The 20,895-nt window shown below is 70.0% G+C and carries 23 protein-coding genes; 13 read left to right on the forward strand and 10 right to left on the reverse strand.

Annotated features, from left to right (window positions below):
- Positions 1–3 precede the first annotated feature (3 nt).
- Together ON31_RS11380 and ON31_RS11385 are read right to left on the reverse strand one after the other, a co-directional pair.
- Complete coding sequence (locus ON31_RS11380; protein ID WP_115061651.1) at positions 4–690, reverse strand: TetR/AcrR family transcriptional regulator; 687 nt, start codon at positions 688–690, stop codon at positions 4–6.
- A gap of 102 nt (positions 691–792) precedes the next feature.
- Positions 793–3,300: an ABC transporter permease gene (locus tag ON31_RS11385; protein WP_039812601.1), complete on the reverse strand. Its 2,508-nt coding sequence runs from the start codon at positions 3,298–3,300 to the stop codon at positions 793–795.
- Between the two features lie 225 nt (positions 3,301–3,525).
- On the opposite strand from ON31_RS11385, the gene ON31_RS11390 reads away from it, so the two are divergent.
- Both ON31_RS11390 and ON31_RS11395 read left to right on the forward strand, forming a co-directional pair.
- A complete protein-coding gene (locus ON31_RS11390) occupies positions 3,526–4,389 on the forward strand; it encodes an arylamine N-acetyltransferase family protein (protein WP_039812602.1) in 864 nt (287 codons plus the stop codon).
- 220 nt (positions 4,390–4,609) lie between these two features.
- Positions 4,610–6,175: a serine/threonine-protein kinase gene (locus ON31_RS11395; protein ID WP_039812606.1), complete on the forward strand. Its 1,566-nt coding sequence runs from the start codon at positions 4,610–4,612 to the stop codon at positions 6,173–6,175.
- 159 nt (positions 6,176–6,334) lie between these two features.
- Here ON31_RS11395 and ON31_RS37840 read toward each other — a convergent pair whose 3' ends face one another.
- Together ON31_RS37840 and ON31_RS37845 are read right to left on the reverse strand one after the other, a co-directional pair.
- Positions 6,335–6,790, reverse strand: coding sequence for an MmyB family transcriptional regulator (locus ON31_RS37840; protein WP_255222058.1), 456 nt, complete (start codon positions 6,788–6,790; stop codon positions 6,335–6,337).
- Entirely contained in the window at positions 6,787–7,188 is a 402-nt protein-coding gene (locus tag ON31_RS37845; protein ID WP_255222059.1) for a helix-turn-helix domain-containing protein, read from the reverse strand. Before ON31_RS37845 ends, ON31_RS37840 begins: the two co-directional genes overlap by 4 nt.
- Before the next feature lie 139 nt (positions 7,189–7,327).
- Here ON31_RS37845 and ON31_RS11405 point away from each other — a divergent pair, with 139 nt between their 5' ends.
- Positions 7,328–8,380, forward strand: coding sequence for an aldo/keto reductase (locus ON31_RS11405; protein WP_039812607.1), 1,053 nt, complete (start codon positions 7,328–7,330; stop codon positions 8,378–8,380).
- Positions 8,381–8,399: 19 nt separating this feature from the next.
- Positions 8,400–8,687, forward strand: a complete 288-nt coding sequence (locus tag ON31_RS11410; RefSeq protein ID WP_039812621.1) for a putative quinol monooxygenase — start codon at positions 8,400–8,402, stop codon at positions 8,685–8,687.
- Between the two features lie 9 nt (positions 8,688–8,696).
- Here the strand turns inward: ON31_RS11410 and ON31_RS11415 are convergent, their stop codons facing one another.
- A complete protein-coding gene (locus ON31_RS11415) occupies positions 8,697–9,104 on the reverse strand; it encodes an FHA domain-containing protein (protein WP_039812623.1) in 408 nt (135 codons plus the stop codon).
- A gap of 422 nt (positions 9,105–9,526) precedes the next feature.
- Between ON31_RS11415 and hisD the strand changes: the two genes are divergently transcribed.
- The 4 genes from hisD to hisH all read left to right on the forward strand — a co-directional run bounded on the left by hisD (position 9,527) and on the right by hisH (position 13,336).
- A complete protein-coding gene (gene hisD, locus ON31_RS11420; RefSeq protein ID WP_039812626.1) occupies positions 9,527–10,864 on the forward strand; it encodes a histidinol dehydrogenase in 1,338 nt (445 codons plus the stop codon).
- Positions 10,861–12,006, forward strand: coding sequence for a histidinol-phosphate transaminase (locus tag ON31_RS11425; protein ID WP_039812627.1), 1,146 nt, complete (start codon positions 10,861–10,863; stop codon positions 12,004–12,006). Before hisD ends, ON31_RS11425 begins: the two co-directional genes overlap by 4 nt.
- A gap of 29 nt (positions 12,007–12,035) precedes the next feature.
- A complete protein-coding gene (gene hisB, locus ON31_RS11430; protein ID WP_039812891.1) occupies positions 12,036–12,650 on the forward strand; it encodes an imidazoleglycerol-phosphate dehydratase HisB in 615 nt (204 codons plus the stop codon).
- 65 nt (positions 12,651–12,715) lie between these two features.
- The gene (gene hisH, locus ON31_RS11435) at positions 12,716–13,336 is read left to right on the forward strand and encodes an imidazole glycerol phosphate synthase subunit HisH (protein ID WP_172544854.1); all 621 of its coding nucleotides are present in this window, start codon (positions 12,716–12,718) and stop codon (positions 13,334–13,336) included.
- Between the two features lie 55 nt (positions 13,337–13,391).
- Here the strand turns inward: hisH and ON31_RS11440 are convergent, their stop codons facing one another.
- Entirely contained in the window at positions 13,392–14,219 is an 828-nt protein-coding gene (locus tag ON31_RS11440) for a formate/nitrite transporter family protein (protein ID WP_039812631.1), read from the reverse strand.
- Positions 14,220–14,435: 216 nt separating this feature from the next.
- Here ON31_RS11440 and cynS point away from each other — a divergent pair, with 216 nt between their 5' ends.
- From cynS to hisF, 4 genes are all read left to right on the forward strand, one after another.
- Positions 14,436–14,885: a cyanase gene (gene cynS / locus ON31_RS11445; RefSeq protein ID WP_039812633.1), complete on the forward strand. Its 450-nt coding sequence runs from the start codon at positions 14,436–14,438 to the stop codon at positions 14,883–14,885.
- Positions 14,886–14,947: 62 nt separating this feature from the next.
- Entirely contained in the window at positions 14,948–15,679 is a 732-nt protein-coding gene (gene priA / locus ON31_RS11450) for a bifunctional 1-(5-phosphoribosyl)-5-((5-phosphoribosylamino)methylideneamino)imidazole-4-carboxamide isomerase/phosphoribosylanthranilate isomerase PriA (protein WP_039812637.1), read from the forward strand.
- 3 nt (positions 15,680–15,682) lie between these two features.
- Positions 15,683–16,501, forward strand: coding sequence for an inositol monophosphatase family protein (locus tag ON31_RS11455; RefSeq protein WP_029929119.1), 819 nt, complete (start codon positions 15,683–15,685; stop codon positions 16,499–16,501).
- On the forward strand, positions 16,498–17,271 hold the full coding sequence (gene hisF, locus ON31_RS11460; RefSeq protein ID WP_039812639.1) for an imidazole glycerol phosphate synthase subunit HisF: 774 nt from the start codon (positions 16,498–16,500) through the stop codon (positions 17,269–17,271). The genes ON31_RS11455 and hisF overlap by 4 nt, the downstream gene beginning before the upstream one ends.
- On the opposite strand, the gene sph is transcribed toward hisF, so the two are convergent.
- Positions 17,272–18,231 carry a sphingomyelin phosphodiesterase gene (sph, locus tag ON31_RS11465; RefSeq protein WP_039812644.1) on the reverse strand — a complete coding sequence of 320 codons (960 nt, stop codon included), beginning with the start codon at positions 18,229–18,231 and terminating at the stop codon, positions 17,272–17,274. It lies immediately after the preceding gene.
- Between the two features lie 136 nt (positions 18,232–18,367).
- Between sph and hisI the strand changes: the two genes are divergently transcribed.
- Entirely contained in the window at positions 18,368–18,715 is a 348-nt protein-coding gene (gene hisI / locus ON31_RS11470; RefSeq protein ID WP_039812648.1) for a phosphoribosyl-AMP cyclohydrolase, read from the forward strand.
- Between the two features lie 81 nt (positions 18,716–18,796).
- Here hisI and ON31_RS11475 read toward each other — a convergent pair whose 3' ends face one another.
- From ON31_RS11475 to ON31_RS11485, 3 genes are all read right to left on the reverse strand, one after another.
- Positions 18,797–19,345, reverse strand: a complete 549-nt coding sequence (locus ON31_RS11475) for a MarR family winged helix-turn-helix transcriptional regulator (protein WP_115061659.1) — start codon at positions 19,343–19,345, stop codon at positions 18,797–18,799.
- A gap of 202 nt (positions 19,346–19,547) precedes the next feature.
- The gene (locus ON31_RS11480; RefSeq protein WP_063821472.1) at positions 19,548–20,156 is read right to left on the reverse strand and encodes a hypothetical protein; all 609 of its coding nucleotides are present in this window, start codon (positions 20,154–20,156) and stop codon (positions 19,548–19,550) included.
- A gap of 91 nt (positions 20,157–20,247) precedes the next feature.
- Positions 20,248–20,874 (reverse strand): TetR/AcrR family transcriptional regulator, encoded by a 627-nt coding sequence (locus ON31_RS11485; protein WP_039812651.1) that lies wholly within the window; start codon positions 20,872–20,874, stop codon positions 20,248–20,250.
- Between the last annotated feature and the right edge of the window lie 21 nt (positions 20,875–20,895).

A 20,895-nucleotide genomic window follows, 5' to 3' on the forward strand; every position in this document is an offset into this window, starting at 1 on the left:
CGGTCAGCCCAGCAGTTTGCGGGCGAAGGTGGCGTAGGTGTCGGCGAGCTCGTCGACATCGATCCCGAGTTCGGGACGCCACCACTCGGCCACACGAATTCCCATGGAGCCCAGTGCCGTCATGGCCAGTAGTGGTTCGCTGTCACCGAACAGCCCTCGTTCCCGGCCGCGCACGATGATCTCCACGGCGAGCTGTTCGGCGCGCACCCGCGCCTCGTACGCGGCGGCGCGGGCCGTCGGCGACAGCGCCTCCAACTCCCGGTTGGTCACGCGCATGAGCAGCGGATAGTCGGCGTGCACCCGCACCAGCTCCCCGATCATGGCGGTGACCTGTGCGACCGGATCGTCACCGGCCGCCGCCACCGCGCCGACGAGGCGCTCGCTCTGTTCCTCGTGTCCGAGCCGGATCAGCTCGGTGAGCAGCTGCTGCTTCGAGGTGACATGGGCGTACACCGAACTCGGATGGATGCCGATCGCCCCGGCCAGATCCCTGACCGACACCCCGTGATACCCGCGCGTGGCGAACTGCCGCAGCGCTTCCTCCTGCAATCGCCGCAGCGTGCCGGAACTGGTCGCCCGGGGCGGCAGCAACGTTCCGGTGGCACCCGCCGCCGCGGGGCCGTGTTCCGCGGCGATCCGGATAGCGCGACGCCGGGCATCGGCACTCCTGCCTCGCACCTGATCCGTCACCGACCCGCCACCCTCCGAATTCGCCCGTATTCGAGAACCTCGAATTAGTCGAGAACTCCGAATTCTAGGCGGACGTTCGCTCAGTCCGATTCGGCGGTGGGATCAGTCCGCGGCGACCGCGTCCACGATATTCAGCCGGGCCGCGCGCAGGGCGGGCGGAATCGAGCCGAGCAGGCTCAGGGCCAATGCCGCCGCCACGAAGACCGGGAGCAGCGGGCCGGGTCGGGCGGTGATCTCGATGCCGAGCAGGTCGGTGGCGATGGCGGCATAGAGGAACTGTTCGATCAACCCGAAGACGAGACCGAGGGCCGCGCCCACCACACCGATCGCGGCGGCCTCGGTGAGGATCATGCGCAGGGCGAAGCGTCGGGTGGAGCCGACGGCGCGCAGGATGCCGAGTTCGCGGCGGCGTTCCAGCAGCGCCAGCATGAGCGTATTGAGCAGGGCGGTGGCGGCGATGAGGGCGGTGATCACCAGAATGGCGCGGGCCAGGGCCATGGCCTGGGTCATGGAGGCGCTGATGCCGTCGAGGGCCTCGCGCCCGGAGTAGACGAAGACCCGGGGTCCGGCGGCCGCGCGCAGGTCGGAGCGCAGCTGTTCGAGATCGGTGCCCGGGGCCGCGTCGATCTGCAGAGTGGTCGATCCGGGGCGGTCGAACCAGTCCCGCATCAGGTCCAGGCTCATGGCCACGGTGCCCGCCAGCGCCGAGAAATAGGACACGGTGTCGAGCACCGCGGCGCGTTTCTCTCCGCTGGGCGTCCGCAGGGTCACCGTATCCCCGGCGGCCACCCCGAGTTGGCCCGCCAGCGAGCGGGACAGCACCAGGCCCTCGCCGGCCAGCAGCCGCTGCCCCACCTCGGCGCGCAGCGCCCGGAACATGGGGTAGTTGCTGCCCGGGGCCACGCCGTACAGCAGCGCCTTGGTGCCGCCGAAGGCGGCGAATGCCAACTGCCCCTCCGTCATACGCGCCACGCCGGGCACCGCCGCCACCCGTTCGGCCACCTCCGGCGGCAGCAGGTCGGTGGGCGTCTGATCCTCCGGCGTGGGACTCACCCACAGCTCGCTGTCGCCGAGACTGGCCAGGCTGTCGCGCGCCCCGCGCACGGCGTCGTCATTGGCTCCGGTGATGGTCACGGTCATACCGACGGCGATGGTGACGGTCATGAGGGTGGCCCACACCCGCCGGGGCGCGCGTTCGATATTCACCGCCGCGAGCACCCCGGCCCCGCCGCCGCGCCGCGCCACCGCCGCGGTCGCCGCCACGATCGGCCCGGTGAGCAGGAAGGCCAGCGCGATCTGCGCGCCGAACGCGAAACCCAGTGCGACAGCGGAGAACACGCCCAGCTGCGCGCGCACCACCAGCAGGGTCGCCGCCGTCAGCGCCAGCACCGCCACCGCGGCGGCGAGCCGCGTCCACCCGGATCCGGCATCGGCCCGCGACACCCCGACCGGTGCCAGCGCCTCCACCGGAGCCACCCGGTACACCTGCCGCGCCGCCACCGCCGAGGCCCCGACGCTGGTGAGCACCGCCGCCGTGATCGCCACCGGCACCGCGTATCCCGGCAGGATGTACTCCAGCCGCACCTCCACCAGTTGGGTGACGGCGGGCGGCAGCAGGCCGATGGCCCAGCGCCCCGCGAGTATCCCCAGCGGCCCGCCCACGGCCCCGCCGACCAGCCCCACCACGGCCGCCTCGGCGAGGGTGTCGCGCACGATGGTGCGCTTGCCGCCGCCGATGGCCCGCAGCATGGAGATCACCGGACGGCGTTGCGCCAGCGCCATACTCATCGTGTTGTAGACCAGGAACGCCGACACCACGAAGGCGATACCGGCGCCCATGGCGGCCATGAAGCGCAGCATGAGCACGCCGTTGCCGGTATCCGCGGCGCGCGCCATGGGTTCGGCCACGATCGCCCGCCCGGCCACCACCGCATCCACGGCCGAACGCAGCGCTCCCGCATCGGCATCCGGTGCCGACACGATCATGATGGAGTCGAGTTGTCCGATGCGTCCGACGATCCGCTGCGCCAGCGGCAGCGGCGCGACCACATAGTGGCCGCCGTTGAATCGCCCCGATTCGGTGCCCGCGAGCACGGCGGCAACCGTGACCCGCACCGAACCCAGCTGGAACACATCATCTTTCGCATAGCCCAGGTCCGGACCGACCAGCACGCCGTTCGATACGCCGAGCAGCGACCCGACCACGTCGTCGGCCACGGCTCCGCTCAGCTCGCCGCCCAGTGCCGCACTCGACCCGTCCATGCCGAGCAGCAGCACCCGCTCGCCGTCGACCGGCAGATTCGCCCGCAGCAGCGGCACCGCCGCCGCCACCCCGGGCGCAGCCGCCACCTCATCGCGCAGCGACTGCGCGAATCCGGCGTCGGTGACTCCGGAGACCTCCAGGTCCGCGGTGCCCGCCAGCCCGGCGGTCAGCCGCTGCATCGAACCGGTCACCGAACCGGAGATGGCGAACACGGCCACCAGGAAGGCCGCCGACACCGCCACCACCGCGACCGTCGCCAGCGTCCGCCCCCAGTGCACGGTGAACTCCCGCACCGTGAACAGTCGTAGTCGATCCCATGGCGCACTCACGACCGCGCCCGGTTCCACATCGAATCCGTCATGATCCCGCCTCCCCACCGCGCGCCGTCGCGGTCCCAGGCTAAATCGCCCGGTCACCACTGTCCACGCGATCGCGTGGAGGCGGTGCGGTACCCGCCGTGCCCACGAAATCACCGTCGTGACCGTGCTGCCGGTGGGCTGGCAGGCTGGCGCGGAACATCTTCGGTCCGCACGGTGTTGATCGAATCGATCGCGGCAGTGGACGGAGGAGATATGAGCGCCCCGGCGGACCCCTCGTACGGGTGGAACGGCGACGACCTGGATCTGGACGCGTATCTGGCGCGGATCGGGTACACGGGGGACCGCACGCCGACCCTGGACACCCTGCGCGGGCTGACCTACGCGCACACCACCGGCATTCCGTTCGAGAACCTCGAGGTCATCCTCGGCCGCGATATCCCCCTTGACGTCGAATCGGTGCAGGACAAGCTGATTCGCCGCCGTCGCGGCGGCTACTGCTACGAGCATGTCGGCCTGTTCGCCGCCGCGCTGGAGCGGCTCGGATTCGAATTCACCGGACTGTCCGGCCGGGTCACCATGGGTGCGACCGCGCTGCGGCCCGCCACCCACGCCCTGCTGCGGGTGGTCGTCGACGACCGCGCCTGGCTGACCGACGTCGGCTTCGGCTTCGGCCCCCTGGCGCCGGTCGAGCTCACCGCCGACCGGGGCGAATTCGCCCTCGGCGCCTGGCGTTACCGGCTCGATCGCGCGAACGGCCCCCTCGACGTGGAGCAGTGGACGCTGCACCAGTTCGGCCGCGACGGCTGGGTCGACCGCCACACCGTCGCCGTGAGCCCGCAGTACCGCATCGACTACGCGGTCGGAAACCACTTCGTCTCGACCTCGCCGCGTTCCCCGTTCACCACCCGGCCGTTCGTGCAGCGCTTCCTGCCGGAGGTGCACCACGTCCTCGACGGCACCGTCTGGACCACGGAGTATCCGGACGGCACCGGCGATACGCGCGAGCTGGAGCTCGCCGAGCTGCCGAAGATCCTCGCCGAGGTCTTCGATATCGAGCTGACCGACGCCGACGCGGCGGAACTGGCGCGCGGGCAGTGGGCGGCGCGTCGGGAATAGTGATCCTCACCGCACACCGACACGCGCGTTTCCCCAGCTGGTAACGCGATAATCACCCGAATGCGACGAGGATCTCAGCGAGATCTCAGTCATATCTCGCGCTGACGTCGGCGCGACGCGCGCGGCCCGCTACACTCGTGCGGGGAAACACGCGGGCAACCGCCCCGACACAGTCATTCATCGCGGAGAACTTCGGAGTAGTGCCATCGAAACCGGCCAAGTGATCGCAGGGCATTACCGCCTGGTCGAACGGATTGGTAGCGGCGGCACAGGCGTCGTCTGGCGAGCCATCGACGAGAGGCTGGAACGGTCGGTGGCGATCAAACAGATCCTCACCCAGCCGACCCTGTCCCAAGCGGATAAGGACGTGGTGCGCCAGCGCGCGGCCCGAGAGGCCCGCAACGCCGCCCGTTTCCAGCACCCCAACGCCATCGTCGTCTTCGACATCACCGAGCATGAGGGCGACCCGTGCCTGGTCATGGAGTACCTGCCCTCGCAGAGTCTCGCCGTCGTGCTGTCCTCGCAGGGCACGCTGCCGCTGCCGCAGGTGGCGCGCATCGGCGAGCAGGTGGCCTCGGCGCTGATCGCCGCCCACCGCGCGGGCATCGTGCACCGGGACGTCAAGCCCGGCAACATCCTGCTCGGCGACAACGGGGCGGTGAAGATCACCGACTTCGGCATCTCCAAGGCCAAGGGCGATGTGACCCTCACCGCCACCGGACTCATCTCCGGCACCGCCGCCTACCTCGCCCCGGAGGTGGCGCGCGGAGCCGAGCCGACGCCCGCCGCCGACGTCTTCGCCTTGGGCGCGACGCTGTTCCACGCGCTGGAGGGGGAACCGCCCTACGGCACCAACCCGAATCCGCTCGCGCTGCTGTACGCGGCCGCCAACGGTCAGCTGAGCGAGCCGCGCAACGCCGGTCCGCTGGAGGATCTGTTGCGCCGCCTGCTGAGCTTCGAGCCGGAGGACCGGCCGAGCATGCACGAGGTGCGCGACCGCATGGCGGACTTCGCCGAGGTCGGCCCGGATGCGGACGCCACCCGCGTCCTGGCCGCCCGACGCCCCCAGCAGCGGGGACCGGAAGCGCCGCGCCGCCCTGCGCCGCCGCGCCAGCCCACCCGGCCCATCGACCGCCGCCCGTCCGCCAGCGCCGACATCCCCACCGGCGCGGTGAGTGCCGCGGCCCTGCTGGAGTCCACCCCGCCGCCCCGGCCCCCGGCCTCCCACGGCCCCGCCACGCACACCGCCATGGAACCGCACCCCGGCGAGCCGGGCAGCCGCAAGTTCGTCTGGATCGCCGTGGTGGGTGTGCTCATCGTGGTCGGCGGCGTGGTCGCCGCCATGCTCAATTCCGGTGGCGGCGACGGCGGTTCGGGCACCGACGCGGGCGGCCCCACCACCTCGAAGGTGACCGGCACCCCGCAGACCACCGAGGATTCGGTGGCGCTCGGCTCGGCGCGCAATGTCGGCACCGTCGGCATCGGTCAGGCCGGCAGCGCCATCGAGGACTTCTACAACGCGCTGCTCGCCAAGAACTACGGCTCGGCCTGGGCCATGCTGACCCCCGCCGCGCAGGCGGTGTACGGCGGGCAGAGCGATTTCCGTGAGTACTGGGAAGCCAACCCGATCAACGGCTATCGCGATATCTCCGGCCAGAACGACGGTGCCGGTGCGGCCGATATGCGGCTGGCGAACCTGACCTACGGCGGCAAGTCCAAGCCGTTCGACCTGCGCGTGGTCGATCCGGGCAGCGGTTCGCTACAGATCGACAGCAACACCAAGTAGCGGCGACACCGGGTAGCGACGGACCGGCGGCGGGCGACGCGATCACGCGTCACCCGCCGCTCTCGTTGTCCCGCTCGGCTTTTCGTGACGGGTCGGCTTCCGTGAGAATTCGGCGTTTGTGAGGCTCGGCGTTTGTGGCGGCTCAGCGTTTGTGGCGGCTCAGCGTCTCGTGGTGGCGGCGGGTGCGTCGATGCTGGTGAGCAGCCGCAGCGCCACCTCGCTGGGGGAGCCCCGCTCCACCGTGTGGGCGACCAGCCCCTGATCGGGATCGTCGGGCAGGCGCAGGGTTTCGTAGCCGAGATCGATGCGGCCCACCATCGGGTGGCGGTACACGTAGCGCCCGTGGGTCTTGTCCTTGATGTCGTGACGCCGCCACAGTTCGGCGAATTCCGCACTGTCCCGGCACATGTCGTCGATCAGGGCGGTGACGGCCGGATCGCCGGGATTGCGGGCGGCGTCCAGGCGTAGATAGGCGACCACGTCGGCGGCCTTGGCGGGCCAGTCCTCGTAGAGGTCGCGCATGCCCTCGTCCAGGAACACCAGCCGGGTGAGATTGCGCTCGTGCGGCGGGAGCGCGCCGAAGTCGGTGAGCAGCACGGCGGCCGCGCGATTCACGCCAGCACCGCCGTACCGCGCCCGACGATGTAGGCGGGTACCTCCGGAGCCGCCTCCAACAGTCGCAGCAGGCCGGGCCGCACCCGCTGCGCACCCGGCGTCTCCGCACCCGACCAGGGCCGTGCCAGGCGATACAGGTGCTCGTGTTCCACCGGGTCCAGTCGCAGCGCGCGTGCGACCGCGTCCAGCACCGATTCCGAGAAGTGCAGGGTGCGGCCCTGTTCCAGCCGCACGTAGTGATCCACGCTGACTCCGGCCAGCAACGCCAGCTCCTCGCGCCGCAGGCCCGGCACCCGCCGCCGCACCCCGTGGTCGATCAACCCCACCTGGTCCGGTCGCAGCCGTGCGCGCCGGGAGCGCAGGAATTCACCGAGTTCCGCCCGTCGATCCATGACCATGCGTCCAGTATCCGAGCCGTGCGCCGGACCGTCCTGGTCCTGCGGTGCCCAGGCTGGTGCGGCGCTGTTTCGGCGCGGCGCGGCGGACGAGTGTGGCCATCGTGGCCGGAACCGATCCGGCCTCGAACAGGAGAGTCGAATGCACGCCACCCGCCCGCTCGGCGACACCGGCATGGACATCACCCCGCTCGGCCTCGGCACCTGGGTCATCTCGGGAGCCGGTTGGCAGTACTCGTGGGGAGCCACCGATGACGCCGACTCCATCGCCGCCATCACGCACGCGGTGCGCAGCGGCATCAACTGGCTCGATACCGCGCCCGCCTACGGGCTCGGCCACGCGGAGGAACTGGTCGGTCGCGCCATGGCCGAGCTGTCGGAGGTCGACCGCCCCTACCTCTTCACCAAGACCGGCCTCATCTGGGAACCCGGCGACGACCGCACCGGCTCACCGCGCCGCATCATGCGTCCCGACACCGTGCGCGCCGAACTCGAGGCGTCACTGCGCCGCCTGCGCGTCGACCACATCGACCTCTACCAGGTGCACTGGCCCGACACCGGCGAGTTGTTCGTCTACCAGGGCGAGGCCGAGGTTTCCGCCAACGCCACCCCGCTGGCGGAGTACTGGCAGGTCATGGCCGAACTGAAGAAGGAGGGCAAGGTCCGCGCCATCGGTCTGTCGAATCACGATGCGGCACAGCTGGACATCGCCGAATCCATCGCGCACGTGGACGCGATCCAGCCGCCGTTCTCGGCCGTCAACCGCACCGCCGCAACCGACATCGCTTGGGCGCGAGCCCACGGCACCGGCGTCATCGTCTACTCGCCGCTCCAGTCCGGCCTGCTGACCGGTGCGTTCCACTCCGACCGGGTGCTCGCGCCCGACGACTGGCGCAGCGGCAGTCCGGATTTCACCACCGACCTGCCCGCCAACCTCGCCCTGGTGGACGCGCTGCGCCCCATCGCGGCCCGCTACGACGTGAGCGTGGCCGAAGTAGCCCTCGCCTGGGCCACCGCCTGGCCGGGCGTCACCGGGGCCATCGTCGGTGCGCGCACCCCGACGCAGATCGACGGCTGGATCGGCGCTCGCGAGCTGACGCTGACCGCGGCCGACCTCGACGAGATCGCCACCGCCATCACCATCACCATCACCATCACCATCACCGGCGCGGGCACCGGCCCCGCCCGCCCCTGACCCGTAAGGAGACGACATCATGACCCTGCACGTCATCGCCGAATTTCGCGCCCGCACCGGTCGGGAGGACCGGCTGCGCACCGCGCTCGAGGGCATGATCGAGCCGTCGTTGGCGGAGTCCGGCTGCCTGGTCTACCGGCCGTTCGTGGACCCCAACGACGCCGCCCACATGGTGCTGGTGGAGGAGTGGGTCGGGGCCGCCGCCCTGGCCGAGCATTTCGAGACCCCGCACTTCCACCACGTGCGGGACGTGCTCGACGACGTCCTGGCCGAGCCGATGGTCATCCGCCGACTCGTGGCCGAGTGAGGTCCGCGCCTACCGGCTCGGTATCCGCTCGAATCGCAGGGTGGTGATGCCGATATTCAGGACGTCCCCGTGCGACAGCGTGACGTGGCCGGTGATCTGAGCGCCGTTCACGTACACCCCGTTCACCGATCGCAGGTCGTGGACCACCACCCCGGTGCCGCGCAGCACCAGGCGGGCGTGGGTGCGGCTGACCCGTGGATCGTCCAGCACCAGATCGTTGTCCCGGGTGCGGCCGATGCGCAGGCCGCACGCGGGCACCAGCAGCACCCGGCCGTCGGAAAGTCGCAGTGCCGCAATCGAATCGGATTCCGCACCGACCGGATCGACGGTGGGGCGATGTGGTCGCCGTAGCGGGATGGGCGGACGGTGGTGACGGATGGTGCCGCGCCGGGCATCGGTCTCCGGATCTGTGTTCACTCCAGCTCCTCGGACTATCGTCGGCGCATCGGGTGACAGGCGTCCGGTGCCGTTCGGAGGATCCGGCCGCGTCCACCCTCGGCACCGTGCGCACGGAGCAGATCGTTCGGCTCGAATCCCGGTCACGCCGCGTAATTCGCGCCACTGTCGATGGTATCGGGCGCACCGGTCCGGTACGCCCGCCTCCGAGCGGCGGAAACACAACGGTGACCCGCGAGAAAAGGCCGTGACGGCGGCGTCTCGGCGCCGACGCGCGCGCCGTTCACCCGCATGACCAGCGGGTCACCCGCGTCGCGCGGCCGCCGGAAACCCGCTGGCGTGGGCCGGATAGGCTGTCAAGTGGACGAATCGGGTGTTCACGCCCCGTTCGGCAACCTCGATCAGCACAGACCGATCAGCACAGACAAGGACTGCACAGCGCTATGACAAGCCGCATCGAGCTCGCCCGCGTGGATCTGCGCGGACGTACGCCCACCGCTGCTGAACTTCGCTCGGCACTGCCGCGCGGGGGAGTGGACGTGGACTCGGTGCTGCATCACGTGCGGCCGGTCGTGGAGGCCATCCGCGATCGGGGCGTCGCGGCGGCGCAGGAGTTCAGCGCGAAGTTCGACGGGGTGACCCCCGACAGCGTGCGGGTACCCGCCGCCGAACTCGACCGGGCCCTGTCCGAACTTGACCCGGCCGTGCGCACCGCCCTCGAGGTCGCCATCGAGCGCACCCGCGTGGTACACGCCGATCAGCGCCGCACCGACACGACCACCGAGGTGGTGCCCGGCGGCACCGTCACCGAACGGTGGGTGCCCGTCGAGCGCGTCGGTCTGTACGTGCCGGGCGGCAATGCCGTCTACCCGTCCAGCGTGGTCATGAACGTGGTGCCCGCGCAGGCCGCCGGGGTGGAATCCCTGGTGGTGGCCTCGCCGCCGCAGGCCCGCTTCGGCGGCCTGCCGCACCCGACCATTCTGGCCGCCGCCGAGCTGCTCGGTGTCGAGGAGGTGTGGGCGGTCGGCGGCGCGCAGGCCGTGGCGCTGCTGTCCTACGGCGGCACCGATACCGACGGCGCGCAGCTGGCACCGGTCGACATGATCACCGGGCCCGGCAACATCTACGTCACCGCCGCCAAGCGGCTGTGCCGCGGCCTGGTCGGCATCGACGCCGAGGCCGGGCCCACCGAGATCGCCATCCTGGCCGACGCCACCGCCGATCCGGCGCATGTGGCCGCCGACCTCATCTCCCAGGCCGAACACGATGTCCTGGCCGCCAGCGTGCTGGTGACCGACAGCGCGGAACTGGCCGACGCCGTGGACGCGGCGCTGACCGCGCAACTGGCGGTGGTCAAGCACCACGACCGGGTGGTGGAGGCGCTGTCGGGCAAGCAGTCCGGCACCGTGCTGGTCGACGATATCGACCAGGGGTTGCGCGTGGTGAACGCCTACGCGGCCGAGCACCTGGAGATCCAGACCGCCGACGCGGCCGCCGTGGCCGCCCGCGTCCGCAGCGCCGGAGCCGTTTTCGTGGGCGCGTGGTCGCCGGTCAGCCTCGGCGACTACTGCGCGGGCTCCAATCACGTGCTGCCCACCGCCGGATGCGCCCGGCACTCCTCGGGTTTGAGCGTGCAGACCTTCCTGCGCGGCATCCACGTGGTCGACTACTCCGAGTCGGCGCTGAAGGACGTCGCCGGACATGTGGTGGCCCTGGCGAACGCCGAGGATCTGCCCGCGCACGGGCAGGCCGTGCAGGTGCGCTTCGGAGCACTGTCGTGAGCGCGCGCACCGAGCCGACCGCGGCCGTTCCCGGCGCGGGCCTCACCCTCGAGGACCTGCCGCTGCGGGACAATCTGCGCGGCAAGAAGCCGTACGGCGCACCGCAGCTCACGGTGCCGGTACAGCTCAACACCAATGAGAACCCGCACCCGCCGAGCCGGGCGCTGGTCGACGACGTCGCCGAATCCATTCGCGCCGCCGCCGTCGACCTGCACCGCTACCCGGACCGCGACGCCGTGGCCCTGCGCGCCGATCTGGCCGCCTACCTGACCCGGCAGACCGGTGTCGCGGTGGACGTGTCGAATGTGTGGGCCGCCAACGGATCCAACGAGATCCTGCAACAGCTGTTGCAGGCATTCGGCGGACCGGGCCGCAGCGCACTGGGTTTCGTGCCCTCCTACTCGATGCACCCGATCATCTCCGAGGGCATCGACACCGAATGGGTGGAGGCCAAGCGCGGCGGCGACTTCTCGCTCGATATCGACTACGCGGTCGGGGTGATCGCGCAGCGCCGCCCCGACGTGGTGTTCGTGACCAGCCCCAACAATCCGACGGGACACAGCATTCCGCTGGCCGACCTGGAGCGGATCCTCGACGCCGCCCCCGGCATCGTGGTGGTGGACGAGGCGTACGGGGAGTTCTCCGCCGCGCCCTCGGCCATTACCCTGATCGACCGGTACCCGGCGAAACTCGTCGTCACCCGCACCATGTCCAAGGCGTTCGCCTTCGCGGGCGGACGGCTGGGCTATCTGGCCGCCGCACCCGCCGTCATCGACGCGCTGCTGCTGGTGCGGCTGCCCTACCACCTGTCGGTGGTGACCCAGGCCGCGGCGCGGGCGGCGCTGCGGCATGCCGACGAAACCCTCGGCAGCGTGGCCGAACTCGCGCGCCAGCGCGATCGGGTGACGGCGGAACTGCGCACGCTCGGCTTCGACGTCATCGGGTCCGACGCCAACTTCATCCTGTTCGGCTCCTTCGCCGATGCGCCGCGCGCCTGGCAGCGCTACCTCGACGAGGGTGTGCTCATTCGCGATGTCGGCATCCCCGGCTATCTGCGCGCCACCATCGGGCTGGCCGCGGAGAACGACGAATTCCTGCGCGCCAGCGAGAAATTGGCGGCCGAGGAGCTGATCGCCCGATGACCGTGTCCGATTCACCGCAGGAAGCGAGCATGGACCGAACCGCACGGGTGGAACGCACCACCCGGGAATCCAGCATCGTCGTCGAACTCAACCTCGACGGCTCCGGCAAGACCGACATCGCCACCGGCGTGCCGTTCTACGACCACATGCTGACCGCCTTCGGCCAGCACGGCAGCTTCGACCTGACCGTGCACGCCAAGGGCGATATCGAGATCGAGGCCCACCACACGGTGGAGGACACCGCCATCGTCATCGGGCAGGCGCTGCACCAGGCGCTCGGCGACAAGAAGGGCATCCGCCGCTTCGGCGACTGCTACATCCCCATGGACGAAACCCTCGCCCACGCGGTGGTGGACGTCTCCGGTCGCCCCTACTGCGTGCACACCGGGGAGCCGGAACACCTGCTGCACACCGTGATTCCGAGCGCGGGCCCGGGCGCGTCCTATTCGACGATCATCAATCGCCACGTCTTCGAGTCCATCGCGCTCAACGCCCGCATCGCCCTGCACGTGCGCGTGCTCTACGGCCGCGACCAGCACCACATCACCGAGGCCGAATTCAAGGCCGTGGCACGCGCATTGCGCGCCGCGGTGGAATACGACCCGCGCGTGAGCGGTATCCCCTCCACGAAGGGGGCGCTGTGAACACGACATCGCGCGGCGATTCCGTGGACGGCGGTGGCCGGGTGACGAATGGGCGGACGAAGCGACTGGCCCTGCTCGACTACGGCTCGGGCAATCTGCACTCCGCCGAACGCGCCCTGGTGCGCGCCGGGGCCGAGGTCACCGTCACCGCCGATCCCGATATCGCCCTGAACGCCGACGGCCTGGTGGTCCCCGGCGTCGGCGCGTTCGCGGCCTGCATGGCGGGCCTGCAGGAGGTGCGCGGCGAGCGCATCATCGGCAAGCGGCTGGCGGGCGGCCGACCGGTGCTGGGCATCTGCGTGGGCATGCAGATCCTGTTCGAGCGCGGGGTCGAGCACGGCATCGAGACCGCGGGCTGCGCCGAATGGCCCGGCACCGTGGAGCGCCTGGACGCCCCCGTGCTGCCGCACATGGGCTGGAACACCGTCCGGGCTCCCGAGGACAGCGTGCTGTTCGCGGGCATGGACGCCGACACCCGCTTCTACTTCGTGCACTCCTACGCCGCGCAGAAGTGGGAGTGGAACGGCGACGGCACCATCGCCCCGGCCAAGCTGACTTGGGCCGAACACGGCGTCCCGTTCCTCGCCGCGGTGGAGAACGGTCCGCTGTCGGCCACCCAGTTCCACCCGGAGAAGTCCGGCGACGCGGGCGCGCAGCTGCTGCGCAACTGGGTGCGCTCACTCTGAGCTCTCGGCCGCCGACCGCTCCCGGAGCGGTCGGCGGCGTCCGAGCGCACGGGCGTCAGACCGCGACCGGCTCCTCGACCGGCTTGGATGCGGCGGTGCGCCGGTGCGTGGCGTACAGGGTCAGGCCGACGAAGGTGAGCCCGCCCACGAGATTGCCGACCACCGTGGGGATCTCGTTCCACAGCAGATAGTCCCCGATGGAGAAGTCGCCGCCCAGCAGCAGGCCCGAGGGGAACAGGAACATATTGACGATCGAGTGTTCGAAGCCCATGTAGAAGAACAGCATGATGGGCATCCACATGGCGATCACCTTGCCCGACACCGACGTCGACATCATGGCGGCCACCACACCCGTGGAGACCATCCAGTTGCACAGCACGCCGCGGATGAACAGGGTGAGCATGCCGGAAGCGCCGTACTCGGCGTAGCCGACGGTGCGGGATTCGCCGATGTCACCGAGCTTCTGGCCGACCTCGTTGGGATCGACGGCGAAGCCCATGGTCACGATGATCGCCATCATGACGGCCACGGTGAACGCCCCGGCGAAGTTGCCGACGAACACCAGCCCCCAGTTGCGCAGCATGGCCCGCAGATTCACGCCCGGCCGCCGGTCCAGCCAGGCCAGCGGCACCAGCGTGAACACCCCGGTGAGCAGGTCGAAGCCGAGCAGGTAGAGCATGCAGAAGCCGACGGGGAACAACACCGCGCCCAGCAGCGGATTGCCGGTCTGCACGGTGATGGTGACGGCGAACGCGGCGGCGAGCGCGAGGATCGCACCCGCCATGTACGCGCGAATCACGGTGTCGCGGGTGGACATCAGCGCCTTGTCCTGGCCGGCGTCCACCATCTTCGTGACGAACTCGGCGGGTTTCAGATACGACATGTGGGGAGTTCCTTCGATCGGTGGGGATATGCCGATTCTGGGCACCGGTTGTTGCCCAGCCATGACCTCACCGCCGCCCCGATGTTTCCCGAACCTCACATTCCGGTACGGGTTTCCGGCAGGTGACCGGTGCGGTGAACAGTGTGTTTCCAGCGGCGGTCGACCGCTGGCGCTGTGGCAGGGTGGCGGAGTTCGCTTCCGATACAGGAGATCTCGATGACCCCGATGATGAGCAAGACCGAGGCCGCCGACCTCGTCACCACGGCCCGCATCCGCGGCGGGCACACGTGGGCGGAGCTGGCGGCCGCCATCGACGCGCCACTGGTGTGGACCACCGCCGCACTGCTGGGACGGCATCCGCTCACCGGGGAGCAGGCGGCGAAGGTGTGCGGTCTGCTCGGCCTCGATGACGCGGTCGCCGAGGCGCTGGTGCGGCAGCCCGCCCGCACCGCCGATCCGGAGATCATGACCGATCCCACCGTGTACCGCTTCGTGGAGGCCGTCAATGTCTACGGACCGGCGCTCAAGGAACTCATCCACGAGGAGTTCGGCGACGGCATCATGAGTGCCATCAACTTCACCGTCGACATCAGCCGCCGCCCGCATCCGGACGGTGACCGCGTGGTGGTCACCTTCGACGGCAAGTTCCTCGACTATCGCTGGTGACCGGCGTCTCCCCGGTGCGGGCCGACGGCGGGCCGCCGACCGGCAACCACTAAGGTGGTTCCGTGAGTCTTGTGCTGCTACCCGCCGTCGATGTCGCCAATGGTGAAGCCGTCCGCCTCGTTCAGGGCGAGGCCGGAAGCGAGACCAGCTACGGTTCGCCGCGCGACGCCGCCCACGCCTGGCAGGAAGCCGGGGCCGAGTGGGTGCATCTGGTGGACCTCGACGCCGCCTTCGGGCGGGGCAGCAACCGCGATCTCATCGCCGAGGTGGTCGGCGAACTCGATGTGCGGGTCGAACTGTCCGGCGGCATCCGCGACGACGATTCGCTGAAGGCGGCGCTGGCCACCGGCTGCGCCCGGGTCAATATCGGCACCGCCGCGCTGGAGAATCCGCAGTGGTGCGCGCGCGTGCTCGGTGAGTACGGCGACCGCATCGCCATCGGCATGGACGTGAAGCTCATCGACGGCGAATGGCGGCTGCGCGGCCGCGGGTGGGTCACCGACGGCGGTGATCTGTGGGAGGTGCTCGAGCGGTTGGAGCGCGACGGCTGCACCCGCTACGTGGTCACCGACGTGGGCCGCGACGGCACCCTCACCGGCCCCAACCTGGACCTGCTGAGCCAGGTCGCCAATGCCGCCGAGGCGCCGGTCATCGCCTCCGGCGGCGTGTCCACCCTGGACGACCTGCGCGCCATCGCCACCCTGGTGCCCGAGGGGGTGGAAGGCGCGATCATCGGCAAGGCGCTGTACGCGGGCCGCTTCACCCTGCCCGAAGCGCTCGACGCGGTCCGCTAGCGGATGGCAGCCGACCGCACCGCGCTGCTCGCCGTCGCGAGCGAGGTACTCGACGCCGCCGCACCGCGTTTCGTGGAGGGGCTCGGCGCGCCCAGCGCCGTCCAGAAGGGCCGCGGCGACTTCGCCACCGCCCTGGACCTGGAACTGGAACGCCAGATCTCGCGGCAGCTGCACGAGCGCACCGGAATCCCGGTGCACGGTGAGGAATTCGGCGGTCCGCAGCTGACCTCCGGTACCGCGTGGGTGCTCGACCCCATCGACGGCACCTTCAATTATTCGGCGGGACATCCGCTCTCGGGCATGCTGCTGGCGTTGGTCGAGGACGGCGTCCCGGTACTGGGGCTGACCTGGCTGCCGGTGCTCGGGCAGCGCTACGCCGCCGCTGCCGGGGGACCGGTGCTGCTCAACGGCGCACCGCTGCCGCCACTGTCGACGAGCAGGCTCTCCGACGCCATGATCGGCTTCGGCGCGTTCAACCTCGACGGTGAGGGCCGCATCCCCGGGCGCTTCCGCTTCAATCTGCTGGGTGCGCTCAGCCGCCTGTCCGGACGCCTGCGCATGCACGGCTCCACCGGAATCGACCTGGCGTACACGGCATCCGGGATTCTGGGCGGTGCCGTGGTGTTCGGCCATCACGCCTGGGACAACGCCGCCGGGGTGGCGCTGGTGCGGGCCGCGGGCGGGGTGGTCACCGATCTGCTGGGGCGGGACTGGACCATCGAATCGGGTTCGGTGCTGGCGGCCGCGCCCGGTGTGCACGAGGAACTACTGGACATGATCGCCGCCTGTGTCGATCAGGTCCGAGGAGAGGTGAGGCAATGACGTTGGCAGTACGCGTGATTCCCTGTCTGGACGTGGACGCGGGCCGCGTGGTCAAGGGCGTCAACTTCCAGAATCTGCGCGACGCCGGTGATCCGGTCGAACTGGCCGCCACCTACGACGCCCAGGGCGCGGACGAACTCACCTTCCTCGACGTCACCGCCTCCACCGGCGACCGCGGCACCATGATCGACGTGGTGACCCGCACCGCCGAGCAGATCTTCATCCCGCTCACCGTGGGCGGCGGCGTGCGCACCGTCGACGATGTGGACCGGCTGCTGCGCGCGGGCGCGGACAAGGTGTCGGTCAATACCGCTGCCATCGCCAAACCCGAAGTGCTGCGCGAGATGTCGGAACGGTTCGGCTCCCAGTGCATCGTGCTCTCGGTGGACGCGCGCACGGTGCCGGAGGGGCAGGAGCCGACCCCGTCCGGCTGGGAGGTGACCACGCACGGCGGTAAGCGCGGCACCGGCATCGACGCCGTGGAATGGGCGGTGCGCGGGGCCGAACTGGGCGTCGGCGAGATCCTGCTCAACTCCATGGACGCCGACGGCACCAAGGCCGGATTCGATCTGACCATGATCCGCGCGGTGCGCGCGGCGGTCACGGTGCCGGTCATCGCCAGCGGCGGCGCGGGCAAGGTCGACGACTTCGCCCCCGCCGTGCGGGCCGGTGCCGACGCGGTGCTCGCCGCCAGCGTCTTCCACTTCGGTGATCTGACCATCAAGGATGTGAAGGACGCCATGCGCGCCGAGGGCATCACCGTCCGCTGATCAGCCCGCCCGCCCGAACACCGGGTAGTGGTCGGAGTAGTCGACGTAGCGGTAGGTCTTGCCCCAGGAGGTGACCGACCACTCCGGACTCTTCACCCGGCGGGTCTCGTTCACGTACCGCGAGGGCACCGCGTAGCCCGCGATGGGCAGCACGTAGTCCAGATGCTCGGAGGCGTACTCCGCGCCGTACTGGTCCAGGCAGACGCTGTTGTTGCGGCAGTCCCACGAGTGCGGGTGGCCGGTGTGCTCGGGGCGCACCGCACCCAATTCGCTGAGCATCTGCGGATATTCGTCACTGGCCTCGATCACGTTGAGATCGCCCGCCACGTACACCGGCTGGCTCGCCGGGATGTTCCGGGCGGCGAGGAACTGTCGCAGTTCGGCGCGCTGGCGCGAGCGCATGGTGCGCGGCTCCCCTGCCGAGCAGCCGTCGTCCTCGGATTGGGCGTGGGTGCCGATCACGTGCAGCGGCCCGCCGGGCGCGGCCACTTCCACGTAGACGAACCCCTTGTTGGACCACCAGTCCGCGCCGCAGGCGTCGGCGTAGACGTACTGGATCTTGCGGGTGATGGGCCAGCGGCTCACGATGGCCACGCCGCCGTCCTCGGGAGTGGTCGCGGAGTACGAGCCCTCGGTGGCGTCCCAGCCGCCGCGGGAGCGGCCCATGACCGGGGTCTGGTGCGGATGGGTGGCGGCCAGATTGCTCAGCAGGCGCTCGGAGGCGTCGTTGTCGAACGCCTCTTGGAGGACGACCACGTCCTGGTCGGCGACCACGCCCTGGGCGGTGATGAGGTCCGCGCGGGTGACCTGACCCCAGTTGGGGTAGAGATTGCGCGAGAGCATGAAGACGTTGTAGCTGGCGATGGTGGGGGCCGCGGTGGGTTCGGCGGCGGCCGGGGCGCCGGGCAGGAGAGCGGCGGCGACCACGCACAGCACGGCCATTACTGATCGGTAATGCATGCGCTGAATACTGGGCGGTTGTCCAGTAAGGCCGCCGATCTTCATTCCAATGTTTATCACTTCGTTATCTACCCCGGCGGAGGGGCGTCACCGGGCCGCATGCGGGTCGAGCCGTCCGCCCTGTTATAACCGAATCATGAGTCTCGAACCCGCCATCGCCGCCCGCCTCAAGCGCAACGAGGCCGGGTTGGTCGCCGCCATCGCCCAGGAGAAGTCCACCGGTGATGTGCTCATGATGGCGTGGATGGACGACGAGGCGCTGGCTCGCACGCTCGCCACCCGCAAGGCCACCTACTACTCGCGTTCGCGCGGGCAGTACTGGGTGAAGGGGGAGACCTCCGGGCACACCCAGTACGTGCACGAGGTGCGCCTGGACTGCGACGGCGACGCCATCCTGCTCATCGTCGACCAGGAGGGCGCGGCCTGTCACACCGGCACCCACACCTGTTGGGACGGCGATGTGCTGCTGACCGCGACGGCCTGAGCGCGCGAGCGTGCGAATCCGCCTGCGGCCGAGTCGGCTTCGGATCGGGTGGGCGTCGCGCGGGCGGGCTGGAGATTCGGGCTAGAGATTGCCGAGGGTGTCGCCGTCGGGTGCGGCCGGGGCGATGTGATTGTCCGGGAGCAGGTACTCCCGGCCGTCCGCGCCGCCTCCGCCTCGGCCGGATCGCCCTATGCCACGGTTGATTCCACGCTCCATCTGCGCCACCAGGAGCTCACCGAGCTCCAGCAGCTCCCGGGTGCGCTCCTCGTCCAAGCCGTCGAATACCAAGCCGCGCACCGTATCCAGATAGCCGGGCGCGGCCTCGGTCACCTTCTGGAATCCGGCGTCGGTGAGTACGGCCTGTGCGCCGCGGCGGCCCGCCATGGTGGCGCGCTGCGCCCAGCCGAGCCGCTCCAGCTTCGACACCACATGCGACAGTCGCGATAGCGATGCGTTTGCCTTTCGCGCCAGCTCGCTCAGCTGCAATCGATGGCCCGGCTCCTCGGAGAGCAGGGTCATGACGAAGTACTCGAAATGGGTGATCCCGGATTCGCGTTGCAACTGGGTATCCAGGGCGGCGGGCAGCCGGGTGGTCAGCGCGATGACAGTACGCCAAGCTCGCTGTTCCATTGGATTCAACCACTTGGTCACCGTGTGCCCTCTCGTAGCAGCCAAGTGACTGTCGATCGTCGAAGCGTGTCCGCGACCCCCGGAGCTTCAACGTGCAGTCACCCGCAAACAAAGTTTGCCACGATTTCGCTCAAACGTCACGGGCGTTACTGAATGACGTGACATCACTCACGTGGCGGCGCGTGACGCCGGGGTGGCTCGCTCAGTGCTCGCGCGGCTCCGATGGTGCCGGTGCCGGTGCCGGGTCCGGCGCATCGGCGGTGAGTTGCGCTTTTTCCTGCGCGGCCCGCTGCTTGACGGCACGATGTCGACGGAAGCCCCTGCGAGCCAACAGAAATGCGGTGAGGGCGAACAGGATCGCGGCCGCGATGGCGCCCGCCAGGCAGGCGCCGCGGAAGCCCGGGGCGTCCACGTCGAGAATGCGCTCACCGGCGTGGGCGGCGCTGCTGTTGCCCAGCACGATGGTGAGCGTCATGAGGTTCGGCACGGCCACCGCGATGGCGAGAACCACCAGCGCACCGGCGACGAACCGGCCACCCCGTTTCCGCCAGACCATGGTGGAGAAGAGGATGAGAAACAGTGGTACGGCCGTGCAGACCAACCCGAAGACGAGTCCGTACCAGATGCCCTTGGAAAAGCTGGAATGCACCATTTCCGCAATTCGCTGGGCCCACCAGCGCGGGATGAACGCGGCCAGAACGAGATACGCCAGCCACAGCACCAGGGCCAGCACCAGCACCCCGATAATGCGATTGCGCCAGGTGGCGAAGGAACTCCTGCCTTCGGTCGGCTGTTCGATCGGCGTCGTCATGGGCACAGCGTAGGCCCGTACCGCAGGGTTTGCTAGGAGGTCGCTCGGCTGGGGCGCGGTGGGTTGCGCCGCAGTGGTTCGGTGGGCTGGGTCAGCGTCGTGTCCGAGTGGAATCGACCAGGTCGGCGAAGAGTCGGGTGACCCGGTCGCTGAGGTCCGGCACCGTCATCCCCAGCTGTGCGGCCCGATCGGGGAGTTTGCCGTCGAGGGTGAGCGAGGCCAGTCCGTGGGCCAGGCTCCACCAGGTCATGGCGAGGATATCGGCCTCGTCGGTGGGCAGCGCCCCGGCCGCGGCGGCCTCGGCGACGGTGTCGGCCAGTACGGCGAAGGCGGCGTCACCGGCCGCGCTGGTCTCCGGATGCTTGTGCGAGTGGGACAGCTCCGGCCGGAACATGAGGCGAAAGTGGGCGGGCCGCTCGCGGGCGAAGCGCACGTAGGCGTCGGCGAGGGCGGCCAGGCGGGCCATGGGCGTGTCGGCCCGGTCGCGGGCGGTCTGGAGTTCCGCGCGCAGCAGTTCGAACCCCTGGGTGGACAGCGCGGTCATGAGCGCGGCGCGGTCGGCGAAGTGGTGGTAGGGCGCGCCGGGGCTGACCCCGGCCTCGCGGGCCACGCGGCGCAGGCTCACGGCGGCCAGGCCCTCGGATTCGATCAGCTCGAGGGATGCGCGCATGAGCTCCTCCCGGAGCGCGCCGTGGTGGTAGCGGGACTTCGTCGACATGGCATGAGCGTAAGGGGTTGA

The sequence above is a fragment of the Nocardia otitidiscaviarum NBRC 14405 genome (assembly GCF_000308635.1).
Lineage (GTDB): Bacteria > Actinomycetota > Actinomycetes > Mycobacteriales > Mycobacteriaceae > Nocardia > Nocardia otitidiscaviarum.

Coding starts and splice junctions, on each gene's coding strand:
- ON31_RS11390 (WP_039812602.1), top strand. CDS start 3,526: ATGAGCGCCCCGGCGGACCCCTCGTACGGGTGGAACGGCGACGACCTG.
- ON31_RS37845 (WP_255222059.1), bottom strand. CDS start 7,188: ATGGTCATGGATCGACGGGCGGAACTCGGTGAATTCCTGCGCTCCCGG.
- ON31_RS11405 (WP_039812607.1), top strand. CDS start 7,328: ATGCACGCCACCCGCCCGCTCGGCGACACCGGCATGGACATCACCCCG.
- ON31_RS11410 (WP_039812621.1), top strand. CDS start 8,400: ATGACCCTGCACGTCATCGCCGAATTTCGCGCCCGCACCGGTCGGGAG.
- hisD (WP_039812626.1), top strand. CDS start 9,527: ATGACAAGCCGCATCGAGCTCGCCCGCGTGGATCTGCGCGGACGTACG.
- hisB (WP_039812891.1), top strand. CDS start 12,036: ATGGACCGAACCGCACGGGTGGAACGCACCACCCGGGAATCCAGCATC.
- ON31_RS11440 (WP_039812631.1), bottom strand. CDS start 14,219: ATGTCGTATCTGAAACCCGCCGAGTTCGTCACGAAGATGGTGGACGCC.
- cynS (WP_039812633.1), top strand. CDS start 14,436: ATGACCCCGATGATGAGCAAGACCGAGGCCGCCGACCTCGTCACCACG.
- ON31_RS11455 (WP_029929119.1), top strand. CDS start 15,683: ATGGCAGCCGACCGCACCGCGCTGCTCGCCGTCGCGAGCGAGGTACTC.
- hisF (WP_039812639.1), top strand. CDS start 16,498: ATGACGTTGGCAGTACGCGTGATTCCCTGTCTGGACGTGGACGCGGGC.
- sph (WP_039812644.1), bottom strand. CDS start 18,231: ATGCATTACCGATCAGTAATGGCCGTGCTGTGCGTGGTCGCCGCCGCT.
- hisI (WP_039812648.1), top strand. CDS start 18,368: ATGAGTCTCGAACCCGCCATCGCCGCCCGCCTCAAGCGCAACGAGGCC.
- ON31_RS11475 (WP_115061659.1), bottom strand. CDS start 19,345: ATGGAACAGCGAGCTTGGCGTACTGTCATCGCGCTGACCACCCGGCTG.
- ON31_RS11480 (WP_063821472.1), bottom strand. CDS start 20,156: ATGACGACGCCGATCGAACAGCCGACCGAAGGCAGGAGTTCCTTCGCC.
- ON31_RS11485 (WP_039812651.1), bottom strand. CDS start 20,874: ATGTCGACGAAGTCCCGCTACCACCACGGCGCGCTCCGGGAGGAGCTC.